The organism is Moritella sp. F3 (assembly GCF_015082335.1).
Taxonomy (GTDB): domain Bacteria; phylum Pseudomonadota; class Gammaproteobacteria; order Enterobacterales; family Moritellaceae; genus Moritella.
The window spans coordinates 516,318-534,845 of record NZ_BLRL01000001.1 but is presented as its reverse complement, the minus strand read 5'-3'; the positions used below and the strand labels follow the sequence as shown (position 1 = coordinate 534,845).

Sequence of the window (18,528 nt, the reverse complement as noted above, 5' to 3'; positions counted from 1 at the left end):
TGTATTTTGTTATTATTAGGTTAGTTATGTTGAAAATACCATTTAGGTGCTCTATAAATAATGCTAAGCAAGCGGTTGTCGCTACATTTATTGCGTTAGCATTCGTGATTTCGAGTGTTGTTGCCATTGCCATGCCGATTACCTATGACCTGGTATGGAATGCGCTTTTTGATGTCGCGATGGAGCAGAATGAACAACAAGCATTAAAGTTTGAAGCATTCACAAAAACGAGTATTCGTCAGGGCACCGCGGCTGAAGATGTTATCACTCAATTTCAAGGTATTTTTCAAGGCAGCAGCTATGACCCGAGTAACTATGTCTGTCTTGTTAACGAAAACGGTGAGGTGATAGCGCATCCCGAAAAGTCGTTTGTGGGTAATGTGATTGATATTAACTACCAGCGTAAGCAAGAAGCATTAGCCATGAAACACGATTATGTCGATATATTATTAATCACGCCAGATATTGATGCTGATTTTAGTACTGAGAATCAACCATCACGTAGTGTGGTCAAATATACTGAAGATGGATACATGGAGGCTATTTATCAATACTCATTGCCTGATATTGATGCGACATTGTGGATCCATATTGATGTTGAGGTACTTGATAAAAAAACCGAGAAAGTGATGATGGCAATTGGTGCTGTGATTATCCCTGCGCTGTTAATTATGATCGCGATTGGCACGCTTGCGGTGAGAATTGTTGAGCGCTCGTTTGAATCAAAATTAGAAAAACAAGCCCGCACCGATGGTTTAACTGGTTTGGCTAATCGTCGTCATTTTGATGATAAACTTAAAATTGAATGGAAACGCGCTTTTCGTAAGGGTGGCTCGGTATCGTTGGCGATGCTCGATATTGATTATTTTAAGCTATATAACGATAACTATGGTCATCAAGCCGGTGATGAGGTGATTAAACAAGTCGCCAACTGTTTAAATATGAATGTACAACGTTCGTCAGATACCGTTGCGCGTTATGGTGGTGAAGAGTTCGCGATTATTATGGTTGATTGTACCGAGCAAGAGGCAGCTTTGTTTATGCAAAGGCTCATTATCTCGATCGAGGAATTACATATTTTACATGCGTACTCAAGCTGTTCTCAATACATCACTTGTAGTTTGGGTATCGCGACGTTAAAAGCAACCGAGGACGTTGATCACTCGACGCTATTACGATTAGCTGACAATGCACTTTATCGCAGTAAGTCGAAGGGGCGTAATAATTTATGCAGTTAATCGTTTTTATCCTTGGGAGTGTGTTGTTACAATAGTCGTTCAATTTAGCAAGGAGTTGCAGGATGAGTTTTGACAGTAAATGGTTAGAGGATTTTCTAATCCTCAATGAAACTCGCAACTTTTCCAAAGCGGCGCAATTGAGGCACATTACTCAACCCGCTTTTGGTCGGCATATTAAAGCCCTTGAAGCGGCGGTTGGCCAGCAGTTGGTCGACCGCAGTTCACAACCGATCCGCTTTACGCCCGCAGGTAAACAATTTCGTAGTTTGGCACAGAGTTTGTTGAAACAGCTTAATCAAGGCTTAGATCAAATAAATGGCATTGATCAACCAATCCTTGATCCTCTACGTATTGCATCGCCACATTCACTTTCTTCGCCGACGTTAATCGAACTAATGGATATTGCTGAATCCCCGCAATCTTTGACTTACAGTGTCGATATTTTACGGGTTGATTTAGCCGTTAAATCATTAGCCAATGGCGAGTGTGACTTTCTGTTTGCGTTTGATATTTTATCCTTGTTACAACCACCGTATCAAAACCTGTTTTTAGGTGGCGGTGATTTCCTACTGGTGACGAAAGCCGATGATGTTGGTTTACCTATGTATCAACTTGGGGAAGAGTCTGTACCGTATTTACGCTACTCTTCAGAAAGCTATAGCGCACGACTGATTAGCAGTGCGCAGATGCAACAACCGACTTTTAATTGTCATCCGGTATTTGAATCATCGGTGTGTCAGTTGCACAAAGAGATGGCTCTAAGAGGTAAGGGGGTTGCATGGCTACCAGATTGCTTGATTAAAGATGAACTAAGGTCGGGTAAATTAGTGCCGATTACCCCTGCTGTATATCGCATTCCTTATCAAGTTCGCTTATACCGCAATCGAGCGCGTTTATCGGTAGAAGCTGAACAGTTTTGGCGTACTTTACAAGATAAAACCAATGATGGCTGGGGAATTGTAGATGCCTTTTATACGGCTTAATTATCATGTTCTAATGTTGGTTATGTATTCCTTATCTCGGTGATGCTATTTTTGCATTGGCATACCATTTTTTGCATTTCTTTCTTGAGACTAAATCAGCGATACTCACGGCTTACCCACTCTGTTTAGAAGGTCGCTGTGAGTCAAATATCATTTCATCAGTTTTTAAGTCAGTTCCCTAAAGCCGACTTACATTATCATTTGCTTGGCGGTGTACGCTTAGAGACCATGCTGGCCTTTGCGAAAAAGTATGATTATCCTTTGTCTGAACTTGAAGCTAAAGGCTATTACCGTGCACATAAAGCTGAAACGGGCTCAACGAAAGGGGGGATCGCGGCGTTAACGTTCCTATATGAATTGATGCAAGAAGCCGAAGACTATGAACGCGTACTGTTAGAAGTAGCTGAAGATGCCCATGCTTGTGGTGTTCGTTATATTGAAACTTTTTGGAACCCTTCTGATACACACCTTAGTTACCAAAATGTAAATCAAGCCCTCGTTCGAGGCATCGAAAAATCCTTACAGCAATTTAATATCACCATCCGCCTTATCCCTTCTATCAATCGTGAAAAGTCACCTGAACTTGCCGTGGACATGGTCGAAATGATGTTACAACATCCACATCCTTATGTACTGGGTATTGGCATTGACTATAAAGAGCATAACGCATCGGTAGAGCAATTCTGGCAAGCTTATCGATTAGCACAAGACAATGGTTATAAACTCACAGCGCACTGTTCTGAGTTTGGTTTACATTGGCGAAATGTGGTTGCTGGTATTGAGTTAGTCGAAGTTGATCGGATTGATCACGGCTACAGTATTATCGATAACCCTGAGTTGACTGCGCAATATGCTAAGCAAGGTATTCCGTTTACCGTGGTGCCGTCAAATACCTATTTCTTAAGCCTGTGGCCTGAACATAGTGAATGGCAGGTTAAGCATCCGATCCGTGATATGGCTAAAGCGGGATTAAATATTATTCCCTGTACCGATGATTGGCACATGCATGCGACGGACAGTACTAACTGTTACCGCGTGATGGTGGAAGACTTTGGTTTTGATATCGAAAGCTTGAAACACTTTATGCTAAATAGTATCGGAGCGAGTTGGTTACCAAAAGACATCAAAACACAATGGTCGATTGAATGGGTGATTGAGTTTGATTTACTTCGAGCTCAAATAGACCAAGAGCCAAACATTACGCCGGAGCAGTTGATTGAGTATCGTCGGAATTCAGTTTCAAAGAAAAAGATTTACGTGAATAAAGCTTAATTTGATATTTAAATGATCGGTAAATAATCAGTAAACAATTTTGACATCTTGCATAAACTTTAAATAGAAAGGAAATCGGTAATGAATAAAATAAAGGAGTTCTTTGAGTTTGAGAAGAATAATACAGACTTAAGGACTGAGGTAATTGCTGGTTTTACAACGTTTGCCACGATGGCTTATCTGATTGCCGTTGTTCCGGGTATGTTGAGTAAAGGTGGGTTACCTTTTTCAGCTGCGATGACGGTGACGATTGTGATGACAGTGCTGACGACCTTGGCAATGGCGTTTTATACTAACCGTCCATTTGTACTTGGCCCTGGTTTAGGCAGTGTTGCGATCTTCTCGTTTACCTTGTTAGGTGACGGTGTGCCACTGAGTATTGCCTCGGGTATTGTGTTTATCAGTGGTGCTATCTTTATGGCAGTATCATTCTTGGGTATTCGTGATTTTATTGTGCGCGTTATCCCACACAGCATAAAGGTATCTGTTGGTGTTGGTATTGGTTTGTTTATTGCGTTACTGGGCTTGAAACAAGCGGGTATTGTCATTGCCAACCCATCGAAGAATGTACTTAATCTTGGTGACTTATCTTCTGCTAAAGCGCTGATGTCGATGGTTGGTTTCTTCTTAGTTATGTTCTTTGTAGCGAAGAAAACCCGTGGCGGTATCATCTTAGCTATCTTGATTACGACGGCGATTAGTATTCCGTTTGGCCTCGCTAAAGTACCTGAATCATTGTTTGCTATGCCGGGTAGTATGGAAGGTATGCTGTTTGAAATTGATATTTTAGGTGCCTTAGACCCGAAATATTTACCTTTCTTATTAGCTTTCTTTATTCCTGATTTCTTCTCGACGTTAGGCACGCTGCTGGGTGTGGGTTCACAAGCAGGTTATTTAGATAAAAATGGTAACTTGCCTAGTATCGAAAAGAACTTCCACGTTGATTCATGTGCAACGACATTTGGTTCATTCTTCTCATGTCCGGTACTGACTACATATCTAGAAAGCTCAGCGGGTGTTGAAGCGGGCGGTCGTACTGGTTTCACTGCGGTTGTTACAGCTATTCTATTCTTGTTTACACTGTTCTTATCGCCATTAGCAACGATGATCCCAACGGTAGCCACTGCGCCTGTGCTTATTTACATTGGCTTCTCGATGATGTCGTCTATGAAGAAAGTGAACTACGATGATATTACCGAATATTTCCCTGCGTTCATCTGCGTAGCGATGACTATTTTTAGCTTTAACTCTGGTAACGGCATTGCTGCTGCGATGGTTGTTTATGCTTTCCTTAAGATCGTAACAGGCCGAATGAAAGAAGATCATTGGTCAGTGTATGTGATTGCATTAGCGATGATTTACTACTTCTCAGTTGTCGCTAGCCATTAACCTTAATGTAATTATTAGTTGATAGTCGAGTGATTAATTAATAGTGATGAAAGCCAACGTATACTTAGGTTTACGTTGGCTTTTTTGTTTCTGCATTCATATTAAATACACTTGTTATATTAGTCACTTATAGGTATTCTCCGTTTTAGCTAATTCTTCAAAACTATTTCAGAATATAGACATCCCATGAACCTTGAATACAGACTCGCTACCGAGCAAGATTATGACTTCGCGTTTAACTTAAAAAAGTCCGCTGAATATGGACCAATTAAAGCTATTTTTGGTTGGGATGAAGCACTACAGCAACAAATGCATGCAGAGGAATGGGCGGCTGGTAAACCTATGTTGATCTGTATTGATGGTATCGCTGTAGGTAGTTTTAAAATTGAAGTTAACACTGATCATATTAACTTTTGTCGGTTTTTCTTATTACCGAAGCATCAAGGTAAAGGCATTGGTAGCAAGGTATTAAACCAGCTCATTACACTTGCCGAAGAGAAACAATTACCCTGTAAACTAAGCCATTTACAAGGTAATCGAGTTGGTGAGTTATATTCCCGTTTTGGTTTTATCATCGATAACAGTGATAGCCAATTTGTTTATATGTCTCGAGCGCTATTTACTAACGCTTAAAGCGATTACTGCTTCAGCAGCCTCTAGCGCGCCTTCGATATAACCGCCGTTTTCTCCAGCAACTTCTGTGCCTGCAAAGTACCAGCCTTGTTGATAAACAGGCGCTAGCGCTGATTGCACATCACGTAAGCCATAATGCGGATGAGCATTGGGTGCGCTTTTATCGGCATCCGTTGCAGTCATGGTTTCTTGGCTCCAGTCGACTAACTTCACATCTATCGGTTGAGCCGCTTGTTCACCATAAATACGTACGAGTTGCTTTACGGCTAACGATTTTATTAGCTCATGACCTGCAGATTGACGAGTATGAGCATCGGCCCCGACAAAACCAAACAATGCACCTGTGCCATCAACAGTACTGGCATCATGGATTTCGGCTAACGGACCTATTTGGCTACTTGCAGATCCAGACAATCCCGTCTCACGCCAGAATGGAGTATCGTAAATAGCAAAAAACTTCGCATGTGCTGCCATCCATGTCGCTGTCGAGGCGAACTTTTGCTGTACTTTTTTCGGCAATGCTGGTGATAACGTAATACTATTTTCAAGTAAACGTAATGGCATCGCAAAGATAACCTGACGTGCTTGTATTGTCTGTGGTTCACCGTCTATTTCAGCTGTAACAATAGAATAACTATCTTGTTCTTCAGCATTGTGTTCGACGTGAGAGACCTTAGCGTTATAGATGATCCCTTCATTGCTTAGCTTAGCTTTAATACCATCAATAACAGTTTGCATGCCACCAGCAACACGCATTGATTGTGGCGAACCTGCGTAACCTGATTCATAACGTAGCGGTGGTTTGTCCTCGTGTTTATCAAACAAAAACGCACCTTTATCATGCTGTGGGAATGCCTGTAGCTGCAGTTTATCAATCAATTGAGTAATACGCGGGTGCATATCAGGCCAAAACCAAGACGGTCCCATATCAAACTTGTCTTCGGTATATATTCGGCCACCCAGCCGCGCTCGACCTTCGAGTAAAATATAGTCTTTACCAAGCTGTTCTAATAAATAAGCTGTATATAAACCGCTTAATCCACCGCCAATAATGACAAATTCAGTTTTCATATTTTTGAGTATCCAAGTATTTTAATAAGCGGCCTTTATACAACGACTTCTTATAGACGACTTTCTATAAACAACTTCTTATAAACGATAGCTGTGATGACCTGTTTTAATCCAAACTGTACAGTCGTCAGAAGTGGTTGTGATATCTAGCGCTTCGCCAATCGGTAAACGTAGCCAATCAAACTGTCGATAAACGTCGCCTTGATGACTGAACTCACCATTAACAACAAGCACTTCAATCCCACCTATATTGTTTAGACTGATATGTGAATTACTTGCCCAGCGTTCTAAACGAACAACTTCTTGTTTAAATGTGTGAAGCGATTGATATTGCACTGCAGTACGGTTTTCATCTTGGATAAAAACTTGGTCAGCGGTGTTAATTTCCACATCTTGGTTATCACCATTTTGAAACTGCCCCAGTTTAACGATGATCATGCAGCCGTCTTTGACTATCGGAGCGTGCTCTGTACCGACAGGGTTTCGCTTATATGTACCAATAGGATATTCACCGTGTTCGTCTGCAAACACACCTTCTAATACCAAAAACTCTTCACCACCGGTATGCACATGGTTAGTGAAATGACTGTTCGCCTCATAAGCAACAAGTGTTGTAGGGGTCGCTGCAAACTCAGCGCCATCACGTTCTAACATTTTACGTGATACACCTTTAAGCGGAGAGGGTACCCAAGTCGATTCATTAAAGAATACTGTCGCGGGTAGGGTTAGGTCGTTATTAATGTTCATATCGTTTTCCACAGATGAAGTGTCTTTATGTTGTAATTATGGATTTATTCTTTGCATATAACAAAGCACTACTTCTATACTGGCGGTATAGTTTTTCTTTAGCGTTAAATTGAAGTGAGGTAGCATTGTAAATGCAAAATATAGCCCATTTAAATGCAGTTCGTGCGTTTGAAGCATCTGCAAGACATCTTAGTTTTTCTTTGGCGGCAAAAGAACTCAATGTCACCCCAGCAGCAATTGGTCAGCAAGTCCGTTTATTGGAAGAGTGGTTAGACGTCTCCTTGTTTATTCGTGCCACCAGCGGGGCTTCACGTTTAACATTGACGGAACAGGCTAAGCTTGCACTGCCTGAAATAAGGCTTGGTTTAGAGCATATATCTCAGGGCCTAGCGCTGTTACAAAAACCGATTATCAATAATGCCATTACGGTGTCGGTGAGCCCTGCATTTGCTGCAAAATGGCTATTAATGCGCATTGATGATTTTCAGTTTAAGTATCCTGATTATGACCTTCGCTTAAATACCAATTCTCGCTCTGTTGATTACTTTGCCGAAGACATAGATATCGGAGTGCGTTATGGCAAAGGCAATTGGCCAGGCTTGTCACAGACATTGTTGATGCGGGAAGATATTTTCCCTGTGTGCTCGCCGGATCTAATCAAACAAGGGTTGGCGTTACCGACAGATTTAGTGGATTTCCCCTTATTACACGATCATTCTATGCCGATAAGTTCGGGGTTTCCGACTTGGTCTAGTTGGCTAAGTGAACAGAGCGTTGATGATGTTGAAACGAATAAAGGATTGAAAATTAATAACTCGGCATCGGTAATTCAAGCTGCGGTGGCTGGGCAGGGGGTCGCATTGGGTCGTAGTGTATTAGTTAAAGATGACCTTGCTTGTGGGCGATTAGTGAAACCATTTCCAACGCTTAATAGCAGTACTGAATTGGCTTATTATGTTGTTTGGCGACCTGAACAAGATGCGTTAGAAAAAGTTCAGGCCTTCAAAGCTTGGCTATTAGATACGAGTGCCGTTATACAGTGAAGTCCACCAAGATGGCGTATCTGCAATATCATTCACGGAAATAATTTGGCCCATGATAGGTGTGACAAGCGGTATATCGGCGGCTTGTGCTAATGCGGATATACGTACCAATGGTTCATACCAACTGTGGAATGCTAAATCAAACGTACCGTTATGGATTGGCATCATCTGCTTACCACGCAGATCTCTGTGGGCTTGTAGGCTTTCATCTGGGGTCATATGAATCGTAGCCCAGTCTTTATCATAAGCACCGGTTTCAACCATAGTGATATCAAAAGGACCTAAGCGGTCGCCAATCTCTTTAAAACCAGAAAAATAACCAGAATCGCCACTAAAGAATAACTTGCTGTTTGTCGATTCAATAACGTAAGACGCCCACAAAGTGTCGTTTTTATCAAACAGTCCACGTCCAGAAAAATGCTGCGTTGGTGTTGCGGTGATTTTTACATCATTTATGGTGACCGATTGCCACCAATCTAAGCTGTGAATACGATCTGCTTTAACGCCCCAATCTTGCAAATGGGCACTCACACCCAGTGGTACGACAAAGTGTTTTACGTTTTCAGCTAAGTATTTAATCGACGCTTTATCAAGGTGATCATAATGATCGTGAGAGATCATCACGCCATCAATTGTTGGTAATTGTGCCAAAGTAATAGGTGGCTGATGAAATCGTTTTGGCCCTGCGAAGTTAACGGGTGAAGCACGTTCACTAAACACTGGGTCGATTAGCCAGCGCTGTCCAGAAAGCTGTAAATAAATACTGGAATGACCAAGGCGGATCAAGCTATCACTCGATAATGGCAGCTGCTCTAGCTGTGTGGTTGTTAATGGTGACAACGGGATTGGGTTAATCGGTTCGGCATCTGCACGCTCTTCACGGATATAGCGAACAAGTAACGGTAAGATAGGCGTATCTGCTTTAAAATCTGGTGCGGTATTTAAAAAACCACCTTTGGCATTATGATGCGCAGGACTCGATTGGAATTCTGAACTTGTATTTGATGCTGTCGCTGTAGACATAATGCCTCCGATTAACGCGAGTAGAATAAACGTTGTAAATTTCGTCATAACTGTGATTAAAATAAGTAAACTATACGGTGTAGTTTATTTATTTGTTTTGAAAAGTAAACTCATCAGTGTAAAATAATACATATACTCGATTGAACTATTATTTAAGAAGCTGAAAATGAAAGAAAAAAATATGTCACGCTCAGAACTTAAAAGAGCCGCTGTACTCGATTCTGCGATGTTAGAGTTCCAAGCTAAAGGTTTCAAAGCGACAAGTATGGACGATATAGCGAAACGTGCAGAGGTCTCAAAGCGTACTGTTTATAATCACTTTGCCAGTAAAGAAGTACTGTTTAGTGCCATCATGTTGAAAATGATGAACCTATTGTGCAGTTTTGATCACGTGCAGTACAACGCAGAACAAGGCTTAGCAGAGCAACTTACCTTGTTAGCAAAATATGAAATTGCCCAATTACAAAACGAAAGTTTTATCGCGATGGCCAGAGTTATTATTGCGGAAGCGATCCATTCACCTGAATTAATTCAAGAAGCCTTAGCTAATTTTAATGAACAGGAATCACCGCTGGCTGCTTGGTTTAATGCTGCGATTGCGGGTGGTGTGTTAACGACTGAGCATCCTGAGTTAGCTGTGATGCAGTTTATTTCGGTGATTAAAGGTTTTTGTTTTTGGCCACAAATAGTGCAGGGCGAGGCATTTCCCGATGCAGATAAAATTGCTTTAATAACCGAGACCGCAGTGCAGATGATCTTAAAGCAATACGGATAAGTGTTTAAAGGCTGGCGTTTATGCCAGCCTTAATTAGCACTGGCTAAAGTTAGTAGGGCGCTTTTCCATAAAAGCGCTAACCGCTTCACGGCATTCTGGTTGAGTAACCAAATAAGCCAGGCTTTTATTCTCATATTCAACGATATCTAATAGTTGCTGTCGAGATTCTCTCATCAACATTGCTTTACTGGTGCGCATGGCTATTGGGGCCAGTTTTGCAAGTGTGATAGACCTTTGTATTGCCGCATTATCTGGTGATTCACATACTTCATTCGCAAACCCTAAAGTAACCGCTTCATTTGCCTGCATAGGCTCGCCAGCTAGTAACATTGCTCGCGCTTTACGCACGCCAATTTGTTGTGCTAATAATTGGCTAGACCCGAGTTCCGGGCATAACCCCATCGCTACAAATGGGGTTTGAAATATTGCCGTTGGAGATAAATAAAGAAAATCGACAAACTGTAGCATTGTGGTGCCGATCCCCATTGCAGAGCCGTTAACGGCTGCAACAATTGGCTTGTCACAGTTAATTAAGGCGCGCATAAAGCGGGCTCCGTATTGATCCGCTTGGCCTTGCGACATGGCTTTAAAATCTTGCATGTCATTACCCGCGCAAAAAATATCGGCCGAGCCCTTAATCGTAACGACATGAATGGCATCATCTTGCTGTGCTTGTTCTAATCCTTGTGCAAGTAATAAATACATGCCTTGGTTTAAGGCGTTACGTGCGTGAGGGCGATTTATTGTTAGGGTTAAAATATTGTCCTTCAAAACTGAAGTAATGAAATCATCCATGTTATAAACCTTAAAGTTAAGTTGTGTTTCTATAATGATCATTAGGGCTTCACTCTAACATAACTTAAATTTCAGGTTCGTTTCATTAATAGCATGTGTTTTGTCTGACCATGATGATGATCAACGCTGTGATCTAAGGCATTAATTATGTTGTTATTTACCACCTTGGATCACGAGGTTATGCAGTTTATTGCATCGAGGTAATTAGATGATGCGTTATAATGGATTGCCATTTATGTCCGTACCAATAAGCACTTGGTCATCGGGGTTATCCGTGGTCTCATCTGCTATCCAAGCCGCAAGGCAATCACGGTCTTCAATACAAGGATCTGTCAAACTTTCAAGAAAGGCTACCAACTGATCAATCTCGTCATTATTTAAGTTAATGTTGGGTAATCGTGAAGTGCCATTTTGGCGTTCATTGTCGAGTTTATCTAACGCAAGTTGGCCATTAGTTCGCACGTTAGGGTATAAGTTTGTACAGTTGGCGACATGATCAAATTGAGCTAATTGGCACCATTCATTATCATTTGCGTAATCATTAATACTACGATTTGGATTATTATAATGACGCACGACTCTTTCGAGTGAGTTAAATGCCCCTGCATGACCATAAGGTGCTGTTGTTGCTATGTTTAATAAACTCGGGGTGCGAAAGTTGTACCTGTCCTGTGCATCACCAGTGACACGCTCACGGCCAAAGTCATCATCACTATTTGTGCCATCGCCTTTACCGATACCTATTTGTGGAAAGGCGACGATGTTATGGCGTTCGTCACTTAATAGTGGACCACTGTGACAGGCAGAGCAGCCAGAACCACCATCTTCAGGGGCATTAAAGAATAATAGTGCTCCTTGTTTCTGTTGTTCTGTTAATGCGTTTGTATCGCCATCGAGATAATTACGCCACGGCGAATCGATAAAGACCATTGAGCGTTCATACTCGCCAATCGCCTCTACGGTATTTTCAAATGTAACTAAACCTTCAGCGTCGGCAGTACTGTTAAATGCCGTTTGGAATTCGGCTAACCATTGATTACGGGTTAATTCGCCAATCCCTTCGTCATAATCACCTAAGCGCGCAGCGAGGTGATCGCGGATAACATCATTACTACTGCCATCTTCAAAGTCTGCTGTTTTCATTTCTTCATTTGAAGTAACTGGGAATCTTGCTTGTGCTGTCACTAAGTTCGAGCCTGCATTACTATCTGCTACACCAAAGCCACTGTCAGGTGTACTAATGCCAGATGCCGCCCCATTTTGATTATTCTCTTTACCTAAGCTTTCTACACGAGAATCCCAAAATAAACTGCTGTCCCATAACGCGACATTGAATATGGTTGGGCTGTTACGAGGAACAACAGGGAGGCCGCTATTGTTTTCTCGTCCCTGGCCAAGTACCTGCGGATTGATTGATTCAACCCCGATAGGCAGGCTTAACGCATCAGCACCCCCAAGTGTGGGGTGGTGGCAACTGGCACAAGCACTATCAAAATCCCCGCCGAGGCTTTGGCTAAAAAACAGTTTTTTACCCAAGTTTGCAAGCGGAGAGGTAATAGAGGGGATATCGCGGTTTGCTATCGCTGAACGATCAAGGTTTTTATCATCGATGACAGTTTGTAATGACATGTCTGACTCGGTTAGTTCAATGTTGCTGTCACTTGATTCGCTGTCTGAACCACTGTCGCCACATCCTGATAACGCTAATGGTAGGGATAATATTACTGCGAGTGTTAATGGCTGCTTTACTTTAAATATCATATTAGATTCCATCCATTCATATTTTATTTGATTACATCCAGTTTACTGAGTAAGTATGGAAGAACGATGCAATAAATAAGGAATAAATGTGCAAGCAACTGCTAAGTTGAGACTTTGTTGTCATTTAAGGGTATAACTTAGAGATACCAACAGGAGACTCGATGCGTATATTTCCTAAGCTATTACTTATTTTATTACTGACCAGCGCGATGGTGTTATCACTTTTGTATGCTTTGATGCAGTGGAGTTTTGATCGTGGAATGTTGAATTACGTTAATCAACGCCAGCTTCAAAGTATGCAACTGTTAGCGGATAATCTTGCTAATTTCTATCAAGAAAAAGGCAGTTGGGAGACACTTGTAGCATCTTCTCGTCGACCCCCTCCACCTCCGTTGCCATCATCACGACGAGATGAGCGCGGCAATAACCATAGACCGAATGAGCATAGTCTTGGTATCAATCGACCTAATAATGACAGATTTGATGCTCACCCTGAACGAACTAAATTTAACGATGCGAGAAACAGGGCGCCAAGAGGACTTGAACATAGGCCGCCGCCAAGACCGAGGCAAAGTAGGAGTGGCGTTGCTTATTGGCCTATGATATTAGCGTTATCAGCACAAGGATTACACTATCCTGTTGATGAAAATACTGATATTTATGCTGATAGACAAGGGAACTTCAGTCCACAAAAACAGCGTGATGAGCAAAGAGTGAGTTTATTAAATAAAGCTAAGCTCAGTCTCATTGGTCGATTTAAGGATAACTATAATACCAAGGCAATCATGCTTGATGGTGAAATTATTGGTTACATCGCATTACCGCCGAGTAAGGCGTTAACAGATGAATTTGACATTGCTTTTGTGGCTGAAAATAATCAGAACATAGCGGCTATTATTATTGGTGTTTTTGTACTTACTTTTATGATCACAGTGCCATTATCTCGGCATTTTGTCTTACCTATCACTAAACTAAAAAAGGCGGTGGTTAAATTAAATAAGGGCGAGTTAAAAACGCGATTAGATGTTGTGGGGCGTGATGAGCTGGCTACATTGGCGCGTAACTTTAATGATCTTGCCGCTACGCTCGAGCAGAATGAGGATTCTAGGAAACGTTGGCTGGCTGATATTTCGCACGAACTCAGAACTCCATTAGCGATAGTGAAAGGCGAAATAGAGGCGATGGAGGATGGTATTCGGCCATTAAATAAGGCTGGTCTATTGTCTTTATCTGAAGAAGTTGCGCATTTACAAAAACTGATTAATGATCTTAATGAACTGACTAATGCTGAAATAGGGGCATTACGTTATCAAAAAAAGGCTTTGGATTTGACGCAATTAGTGAGTCAAAACTTAGGTCGTCATCAGACTATATTAGCGGATAAAGGGTTGCTGATTAATGCGCAATTTGGCGATACTCCCGCTATCGTATGGGCAGACGAAACGCGTATTAATCAACTGTTAGATAACCTGCTGTCAAACTGTCTTAAATACACCGATGCACCGGGTGAGGTATTCGTTGCTTTAATTAAGCATAAACAAAGCGCTGAGATTATTATTGAAGACACTATACCTGCTGTTCCCGACAGTGCGCTGGCGAAGTTATTCGAACATTTGTATCGGGTAGAAAGCTCACGTAATCGTAAAACGGGTGGTTCAGGTTTGGGATTGGCTCTTTGTAAGAATATAGTGCATGCCCATCAAGGTTCTATACAGGCTTTTTCATCACAGCAAGGTGGATTAGGTATACGAATTACATTACCCTTAAATTAGTCCTATTAATACTGATAAGTGAGGGAACATGTCAAAGGTATTAATCGTTGAAGATGAAGTAAAGATTGCCCAGCTATTAGCGGATTATTTGCTGCAATCAAATTTAACGAGTGTCATGGTGCATGATGGTAATAGTGTTATTGAACTTGTCCGTGATCAGGCTTTTGATTTGATTTTGTTAGATCTCATGCTACCAGGTAAAGATGGCATCACCTTGTGCCGAGAGATACGCCAATTTTCAGCAGTACCGATTATAATGCTCACCGCGAAGGTTGATGAGATAGATCGGCTTATCGGTTTGGAACTAGGTGCAGATGATTATATTTGTAAACCGTTCTCACCCCGTGAAGTTGTGGCAAGGGTAAAGGCAGTATTAAGACGAACGCAGTCGCAGCCCGTCAATCAAACGGGTGCTATATTGAATCATGTAGCGGGTCATATTTCAGGTAGTGTCGCGATGGGGTCGACTGATACACTTAGCGCGATTGAATTAGATCCAGATAAATACCAAGCGCATATCTTTGGTAGTCCAGTAGAATTAACCGCAATTGAATTCAATTTATTACAGATATTAGCTCATAACCCAGGGCAAATATTTTCTCGTTTACAGCTTATTGATAAGGTCTATCAAGATCATCGTGTCGTAAGTGAGCGCACTATCGATAGTCACGTGAAAAAGCTACGCAAAAAGTTAAATGAAATTAAACCAGATATGGATCTCGTGCAGTCGGTTTATAGTGTTGGTTATAAATTAGTCTTATAATCATTTTATTCGCCTTGTGTACTTCACTTATATGGATAAGCAAACTAAGGTTTAGCAAGTAAATACGTTTTTGTTGTCATGATTACTGATGTATTAGGTGGTGAATCATATGTTAAGACACTATTACATAACGGATGACCTGAATGAACTAGTCTTGGTTGAAAAGGAACTTGAAGAAGAGGGGTTTACAGAACCTCAAATCCACGTATTAAGCTTAGATAACGCGAGTATTTCAGAGCATAAACTGAATAACGTAGACCCTTTATTTAAACAAAACGTTGTTAAAGGGACGGGTATCGGTGCTGGTATTGGCAGTTTGTTAGCGTTAGCGGCTTTGGTGATCCCTTATTTAGCAGGCTGGCATTATGGTCCTGTTGGTTGGGAAACATTCATTATTATCGCGCTTTGCTGTTTTATTTTTTGCACCTGGGAAGGTGGATTTTTAGGTTTCAAAAAACCGAACTCTCGCTTTACTCGATTTCAAACCTTACTAGAAAAAGGCAAGCACATCTTGTTTGTCGATGTTGATCCAGTTCAAGAGCATAATTTTAGGGTGATAATGAAAACCCACCCACGGGTTAAATCTGCAGGTTGTGGCGCAGCTGTACCACATTGGTTTGTTAGCTGCCAAGATGCTTTTCAGAGTGTTAGAAAACGTGTTTTTTAACAGGATTAAGGTTGCTAATTAACGCACTATTAACTTAAAACACACAGAAATTCAAACTACCCATAAAGTATTAATTTATTTCCCATTAACCCTTGTCTTATTAAGGTTTCTTGTTGTATGGTGAGCTAATCCATACAACAAGAAGGTAAAACAATGAGTAAATTACAAGGTATTCAAATCACAAAAGCTGACGATCAGCGTCTTAATAATTCAATTTGGCTCATTGATAACAGTGCTGAAAAAGCAAGATGTATTGGTACCGTGGATGATTTTATCGCTCAAGATGCAGTTGTTACTTTAGCTGAGCTGGGTAACTTTGAGTCACGTGATGTGGCAATTGAAGAACCTGCAAAAATTGAAGGTGGTCAGCACCTAAACGTGAACGTACTAACACGTGAAACCCTTGAAGACGCAATTAAAAACCCAAGTGCTTACCCACAATTAACAATCCGTGTATCGGGTTATGCTGTGCGCTTTAACTCATTAACACCTGAGCAGCAACAAGACGTTATCAGCCGTACATTCTCTAAAACAATGTAATGCTGTTTTAAGATGTAGTTTAAAGGCCATTGTATTTACTGCTTAGCGGTATGATCAAGGGTATTACTTAATTACGTCCCTAAAGCCTCTGTTTTCACTGGGGCTTTTTTATTTAACTCTTTATTCGACACCTGTCACTCTTTCCTCACTTATTTAATTCAATTGTGATTAATCATTTCCCATTGTTTGGCTTTTACTTTATACCTATTTGATCTCTCATTAATCGTTAACGAATAGCGAATTAATACTAAATGAGTCGATTAATTAAATCTTACACGCAAAAGGGAAGACCACTATGGATGGAATAACCATTTTATATCCACTACTTGGACATATGCTGTTAGTTATATCACTGTATATTCTATTGATAACACGTAAGTCAAAAGCGATTAAAGCCAAGGCCGTCGATTTTAATAAAACCGCTTTAAACAACAAAGCTTGGCCGGAAGATGTCGTACAAGTATCTAATAACTTAGATAACCAGTTTGAATCTCCGCTGGTATTTTACGGTTTGTGTATTATTACGGTGCTGGTGGGCGCAGTGAATAGTTTTGCTATTGGACTGTCAGTTGCATACGTGGTGTTTAGATACATACATGCTTATGTGCATGTCGGTACTAACTATATCCCCCACCGTTTACGTGCGTTTGCACTATCTTTAGTGGTTATGTTAATACTGTTAATTCAAACCAGTGTGCAGATAGTAATGAACCTCTGATTTAATGGCTTAATCACACATGAAAGTAATCGTTGCCTGTATTTGTTTATTAGCCTCTTCTAGGGCCCTCTCTGAAGAGACTGCTTTAGCGGAAGAAGATTTACCAACGGCTGACGTCCTGCAAGACCAGCTTAATACCATGATGCAAGGCACGGCTTCTTGGTTTGATGCTATTGGTAGTGATAGAGACAGTGATGAGGCTTCCGCTAAAGGTTATTTACAGTTATCTTGGTTACCTCGTACTGCAGACTTAGATGATGTTGATGTCAATTTTAAGGTGTCGTTGAACTTACCGCAATGGAGTGAAAGATTGTCTTTAGTCATTGATAATGATGATGAAGAAGATGAACAGTTGTTAGATTATGAGTCTAATCATATTAATGACGAGCAAGAGGATGTAAACATTGCTTTTCAATACGTTAAACAATTTAATCAACAACGTTCTGTCAAAAATAGAGTAGGTTTTAGTCGCAGCCAGGTTTATCTTCGCAGTGAAATGAAATTTAATTGGCAGGTGCAACAGGTTACTTTTAGCTTGCAACCTCGTTTGGATTATTTTTTAGAAGATGGTTTGGAACCAAGTATAAAAACTACAACAGCTTATCAGCTTGAAGAAAGTGCTCTATCTTTATCTGCAAACTGGCAAAAACGCCAGACCGAATCAAATAGCCGACGAAAGATAGGCTTTTATCATATTAAACCGACTGGAGAAGATCAGTTACTCGTCAGCGGTGTTCAGTATAATAAAAGCAATAACGCAGATGATATTCCTCATGAAAGTTATTTTATTTCAATTCGTTATCGAAACCTACTGTATAAATCATGGATGTACTTTGAAGTCGAACCATTTACTGAATTTAATCAGTCAAATGACTTTAAAACAGAGGTTGGTATTATTTTTAGCTTAATCAGTTATTACGGGGATTGATGTTAATACTGGGCATTACGGGCAGTGATAAGCTTGAGCGAAAAAGGTTACCGATGTATTAAAGCTCAAGTTATATTGAATGTGGATAGCATTAGCGCCCATGGCATTGGCTTGATTTTTTAAATCATGGATACTGCCAAGCGTGAGGTCTTTGTTGGAAATAAATAGATAATTATACCAAGTCCCTTCAGAGCCAATCAACTCATCAACATATACACAGTGTTCGAGATGTTCATATGCATCATAAATTTTAATGACGTTAGAGGTGCCATCTAATGGCTGGATATCGAATAGGCTACAAGCGGTAAGGGTCAAGCAAGTAATAGAAATGAATAGAGCTTTTAAATTGGTGAGTATCATACAGGCCGCTGTTGCTTAGTTTCAATAATTAAGTGTACAGCGCTTTAAAA

At 40.9% G+C, this 18,528-nt stretch carries 19 protein-coding genes; 13 read left to right on the top strand and 6 right to left on the bottom strand.

Translation table 11 applies throughout. From position 1 onward, the window contains the following. Nucleotides 1-26: 26 nt before the first annotated feature. The 5 genes from JFU56_RS02340 to JFU56_RS02320 all read left to right on the top strand — a co-directional run bounded on the left by JFU56_RS02340 (nucleotide 27) and on the right by JFU56_RS02320 (nucleotide 5,515). The gene (locus JFU56_RS02340) at nucleotides 27-1,238 is read left to right on the top strand and encodes a diguanylate cyclase (protein WP_198435665.1); all 1,212 of its coding nucleotides are present in this window, start codon (nucleotides 27-29) and stop codon (nucleotides 1,236-1,238) included. A gap of 62 nt (nucleotides 1,239-1,300) precedes the next feature. Beyond that, the gene (locus JFU56_RS02335; protein ID WP_198435664.1) at nucleotides 1,301-2,221 is read left to right on the top strand and encodes a LysR family transcriptional regulator; all 921 of its coding nucleotides are present in this window, start codon (nucleotides 1,301-1,303) and stop codon (nucleotides 2,219-2,221) included. A 138-nt stretch (nucleotides 2,222-2,359) separates the two neighbouring features. Next, nucleotides 2,360-3,493, top strand: coding sequence for an adenosine deaminase (locus JFU56_RS02330; protein ID WP_198435663.1), 1,134 nt, complete (start codon nucleotides 2,360-2,362; stop codon nucleotides 3,491-3,493). Between the two features lie 81 nt (nucleotides 3,494-3,574). Further along, a complete protein-coding gene (locus JFU56_RS02325; RefSeq protein WP_198435662.1) occupies nucleotides 3,575-4,882 on the top strand; it encodes an NCS2 family permease in 1,308 nt (435 codons plus the stop codon). 186 nt (nucleotides 4,883-5,068) lie between these two features. Continuing rightward, the gene (locus JFU56_RS02320; protein ID WP_198435661.1) at nucleotides 5,069-5,515 is read left to right on the top strand and encodes a GNAT family N-acetyltransferase; all 447 of its coding nucleotides are present in this window, start codon (nucleotides 5,069-5,071) and stop codon (nucleotides 5,513-5,515) included. Here JFU56_RS02320 and JFU56_RS02315 read toward each other — a convergent pair. Continuing rightward, nucleotides 5,498-6,586, bottom strand: coding sequence for an FAD-dependent oxidoreductase (locus tag JFU56_RS02315; RefSeq protein ID WP_198435660.1), 1,089 nt, complete (start codon nucleotides 6,584-6,586; stop codon nucleotides 5,498-5,500). The two genes, JFU56_RS02320 and JFU56_RS02315, sit on opposite strands and share 18 nt — an antisense overlap. A gap of 78 nt (nucleotides 6,587-6,664) precedes the next feature. Next, nucleotides 6,665-7,333, bottom strand: a complete 669-nt coding sequence (locus JFU56_RS02310) for a cupin domain-containing protein (RefSeq protein ID WP_198435659.1) — start codon at nucleotides 7,331-7,333, stop codon at nucleotides 6,665-6,667. A gap of 131 nt (nucleotides 7,334-7,464) precedes the next feature. Here JFU56_RS02310 and gcvA point away from each other — a divergent pair, with 131 nt between their 5' ends. After that, nucleotides 7,465-8,376 (top strand): transcriptional regulator GcvA, encoded by a 912-nt coding sequence (gene gcvA, locus JFU56_RS02305; RefSeq protein WP_198435658.1) that lies wholly within the window; start codon nucleotides 7,465-7,467, stop codon nucleotides 8,374-8,376. On the opposite strand, the gene JFU56_RS02300 is transcribed toward gcvA, so the two are convergent. Then, nucleotides 8,350-9,399 carry an MBL fold metallo-hydrolase gene (locus JFU56_RS02300; RefSeq protein ID WP_198435657.1) on the bottom strand — a complete coding sequence of 350 codons (1,050 nt, stop codon included), beginning with the start codon at nucleotides 9,397-9,399 and terminating at the stop codon, nucleotides 8,350-8,352. The genes gcvA and JFU56_RS02300 overlap by 27 nt on opposite strands. Before the next feature lie 166 nt (nucleotides 9,400-9,565). Here JFU56_RS02300 and JFU56_RS02295 point away from each other — a divergent pair, with 166 nt between their 5' ends. Continuing rightward, nucleotides 9,566-10,174 carry a TetR/AcrR family transcriptional regulator gene (locus JFU56_RS02295; protein WP_198435656.1) on the top strand — a complete coding sequence of 203 codons (609 nt, stop codon included), beginning with the start codon at nucleotides 9,566-9,568 and terminating at the stop codon, nucleotides 10,172-10,174. Nucleotides 10,175-10,207: 33 nt separating this feature from the next. Here JFU56_RS02295 and JFU56_RS02290 read toward each other — a convergent pair whose 3' ends face one another. Continuing rightward, on the bottom strand, nucleotides 10,208-11,011 hold the full coding sequence (locus JFU56_RS02290) for an enoyl-CoA hydratase/isomerase family protein (RefSeq protein WP_242065806.1): 804 nt from the start codon (nucleotides 11,009-11,011) through the stop codon (nucleotides 10,208-10,210). Nucleotides 11,012-11,185: 174 nt separating this feature from the next. Further along, nucleotides 11,186-12,730 carry a cytochrome-c peroxidase gene (locus JFU56_RS02285; RefSeq protein ID WP_242065805.1) on the bottom strand — a complete coding sequence of 515 codons (1,545 nt, stop codon included), beginning with the start codon at nucleotides 12,728-12,730 and terminating at the stop codon, nucleotides 11,186-11,188. Nucleotides 12,731-12,891: 161 nt separating this feature from the next. Between JFU56_RS02285 and JFU56_RS02280 the strand changes: the two genes are divergently transcribed. The 6 genes from JFU56_RS02280 (at nucleotide 12,892) to JFU56_RS02255 (ending at nucleotide 18,118) form a co-directional block, all read left to right on the top strand. Then, entirely contained in the window at nucleotides 12,892-14,502 is a 1,611-nt protein-coding gene (locus JFU56_RS02280) for an ATP-binding protein (protein WP_198435654.1), read from the top strand. A gap of 28 nt (nucleotides 14,503-14,530) precedes the next feature. After that, the gene (locus tag JFU56_RS02275) at nucleotides 14,531-15,265 is read left to right on the top strand and encodes a response regulator (RefSeq protein WP_198435653.1); all 735 of its coding nucleotides are present in this window, start codon (nucleotides 14,531-14,533) and stop codon (nucleotides 15,263-15,265) included. 109 nt (nucleotides 15,266-15,374) lie between these two features. After that, nucleotides 15,375-15,932, top strand: coding sequence for an NAD/FAD-utilizing enzyme (locus JFU56_RS02270; RefSeq protein ID WP_198435652.1), 558 nt, complete (start codon nucleotides 15,375-15,377; stop codon nucleotides 15,930-15,932). Nucleotides 15,933-16,085: 153 nt separating this feature from the next. Beyond that, nucleotides 16,086-16,472 (top strand): autonomous glycyl radical cofactor GrcA, encoded by a 387-nt coding sequence (gene grcA, locus JFU56_RS02265; protein ID WP_198435651.1) that lies wholly within the window; start codon nucleotides 16,086-16,088, stop codon nucleotides 16,470-16,472. Nucleotides 16,473-16,767: 295 nt separating this feature from the next. Further along, the gene (locus JFU56_RS02260; RefSeq protein ID WP_198435650.1) at nucleotides 16,768-17,190 is read left to right on the top strand and encodes an MAPEG family protein; all 423 of its coding nucleotides are present in this window, start codon (nucleotides 16,768-16,770) and stop codon (nucleotides 17,188-17,190) included. A 19-nt stretch (nucleotides 17,191-17,209) separates the two neighbouring features. After that, nucleotides 17,210-18,118: a hypothetical protein gene (locus JFU56_RS02255; protein WP_198435649.1), complete on the top strand. Its 909-nt coding sequence runs from the start codon at nucleotides 17,210-17,212 to the stop codon at nucleotides 18,116-18,118. Nucleotides 18,119-18,133: 15 nt separating this feature from the next. Here the strand turns inward: JFU56_RS02255 and JFU56_RS02250 are convergent, their stop codons facing one another. Next, entirely contained in the window at nucleotides 18,134-18,478 is a 345-nt protein-coding gene (locus JFU56_RS02250; RefSeq protein ID WP_198435648.1) for a DUF4156 domain-containing protein, read from the bottom strand. Between the last annotated feature and the right edge of the window lie 50 nt (nucleotides 18,479-18,528).

Excerpts from the sequence above, each read along its gene's own strand:
- JFU56_RS02340 (WP_198435665.1), top strand. The coding sequence starts at position 27 with ATGTTGAAAATACCATTTAGGTGCTCTATAAATAATGCTAAGCAAGCG.
- JFU56_RS02335 (WP_198435664.1), top strand. The coding sequence starts at position 1,301 with ATGAGTTTTGACAGTAAATGGTTAGAGGATTTTCTAATCCTCAATGAA.
- JFU56_RS02325 (WP_198435662.1), top strand. The coding sequence starts at position 3,575 with ATGAATAAAATAAAGGAGTTCTTTGAGTTTGAGAAGAATAATACAGAC.
- JFU56_RS02320 (WP_198435661.1), top strand. The coding sequence starts at position 5,069 with ATGAACCTTGAATACAGACTCGCTACCGAGCAAGATTATGACTTCGCG.
- JFU56_RS02315 (WP_198435660.1), bottom strand. The coding sequence starts at position 6,586 with ATGAAAACTGAATTTGTCATTATTGGCGGTGGATTAAGCGGTTTATAT.
- JFU56_RS02310 (WP_198435659.1), bottom strand. The coding sequence starts at position 7,333 with ATGAACATTAATAACGACCTAACCCTACCCGCGACAGTATTCTTTAAT.
- gcvA (WP_198435658.1), top strand. The coding sequence starts at position 7,465 with ATGCAAAATATAGCCCATTTAAATGCAGTTCGTGCGTTTGAAGCATCT.
- JFU56_RS02300 (WP_198435657.1), bottom strand. The coding sequence starts at position 9,399 with ATGTCTACAGCGACAGCATCAAATACAAGTTCAGAATTCCAATCGAGT.
- JFU56_RS02295 (WP_198435656.1), top strand. The coding sequence starts at position 9,566 with ATGAAAGAAAAAAATATGTCACGCTCAGAACTTAAAAGAGCCGCTGTA.
- JFU56_RS02290 (WP_242065806.1), bottom strand. The coding sequence starts at position 11,011 with ATGATCATTATAGAAACACAACTTAACTTTAAGGTTTATAACATGGAT.
- JFU56_RS02285 (WP_242065805.1), bottom strand. The coding sequence starts at position 12,730 with ATGATATTTAAAGTAAAGCAGCCATTAACACTCGCAGTAATATTATCC.
- JFU56_RS02280 (WP_198435654.1), top strand. The coding sequence starts at position 12,892 with ATGCGTATATTTCCTAAGCTATTACTTATTTTATTACTGACCAGCGCG.
- JFU56_RS02275 (WP_198435653.1), top strand. The coding sequence starts at position 14,531 with ATGTCAAAGGTATTAATCGTTGAAGATGAAGTAAAGATTGCCCAGCTA.
- JFU56_RS02270 (WP_198435652.1), top strand. The coding sequence starts at position 15,375 with ATGTTAAGACACTATTACATAACGGATGACCTGAATGAACTAGTCTTG.
- grcA (WP_198435651.1), top strand. The coding sequence starts at position 16,086 with ATGAGTAAATTACAAGGTATTCAAATCACAAAAGCTGACGATCAGCGT.
- JFU56_RS02260 (WP_198435650.1), top strand. The coding sequence starts at position 16,768 with ATGGATGGAATAACCATTTTATATCCACTACTTGGACATATGCTGTTA.
- JFU56_RS02255 (WP_198435649.1), top strand. The coding sequence starts at position 17,210 with ATGAAAGTAATCGTTGCCTGTATTTGTTTATTAGCCTCTTCTAGGGCC.
- JFU56_RS02250 (WP_198435648.1), bottom strand. The coding sequence starts at position 18,478 with ATGATACTCACCAATTTAAAAGCTCTATTCATTTCTATTACTTGCTTG.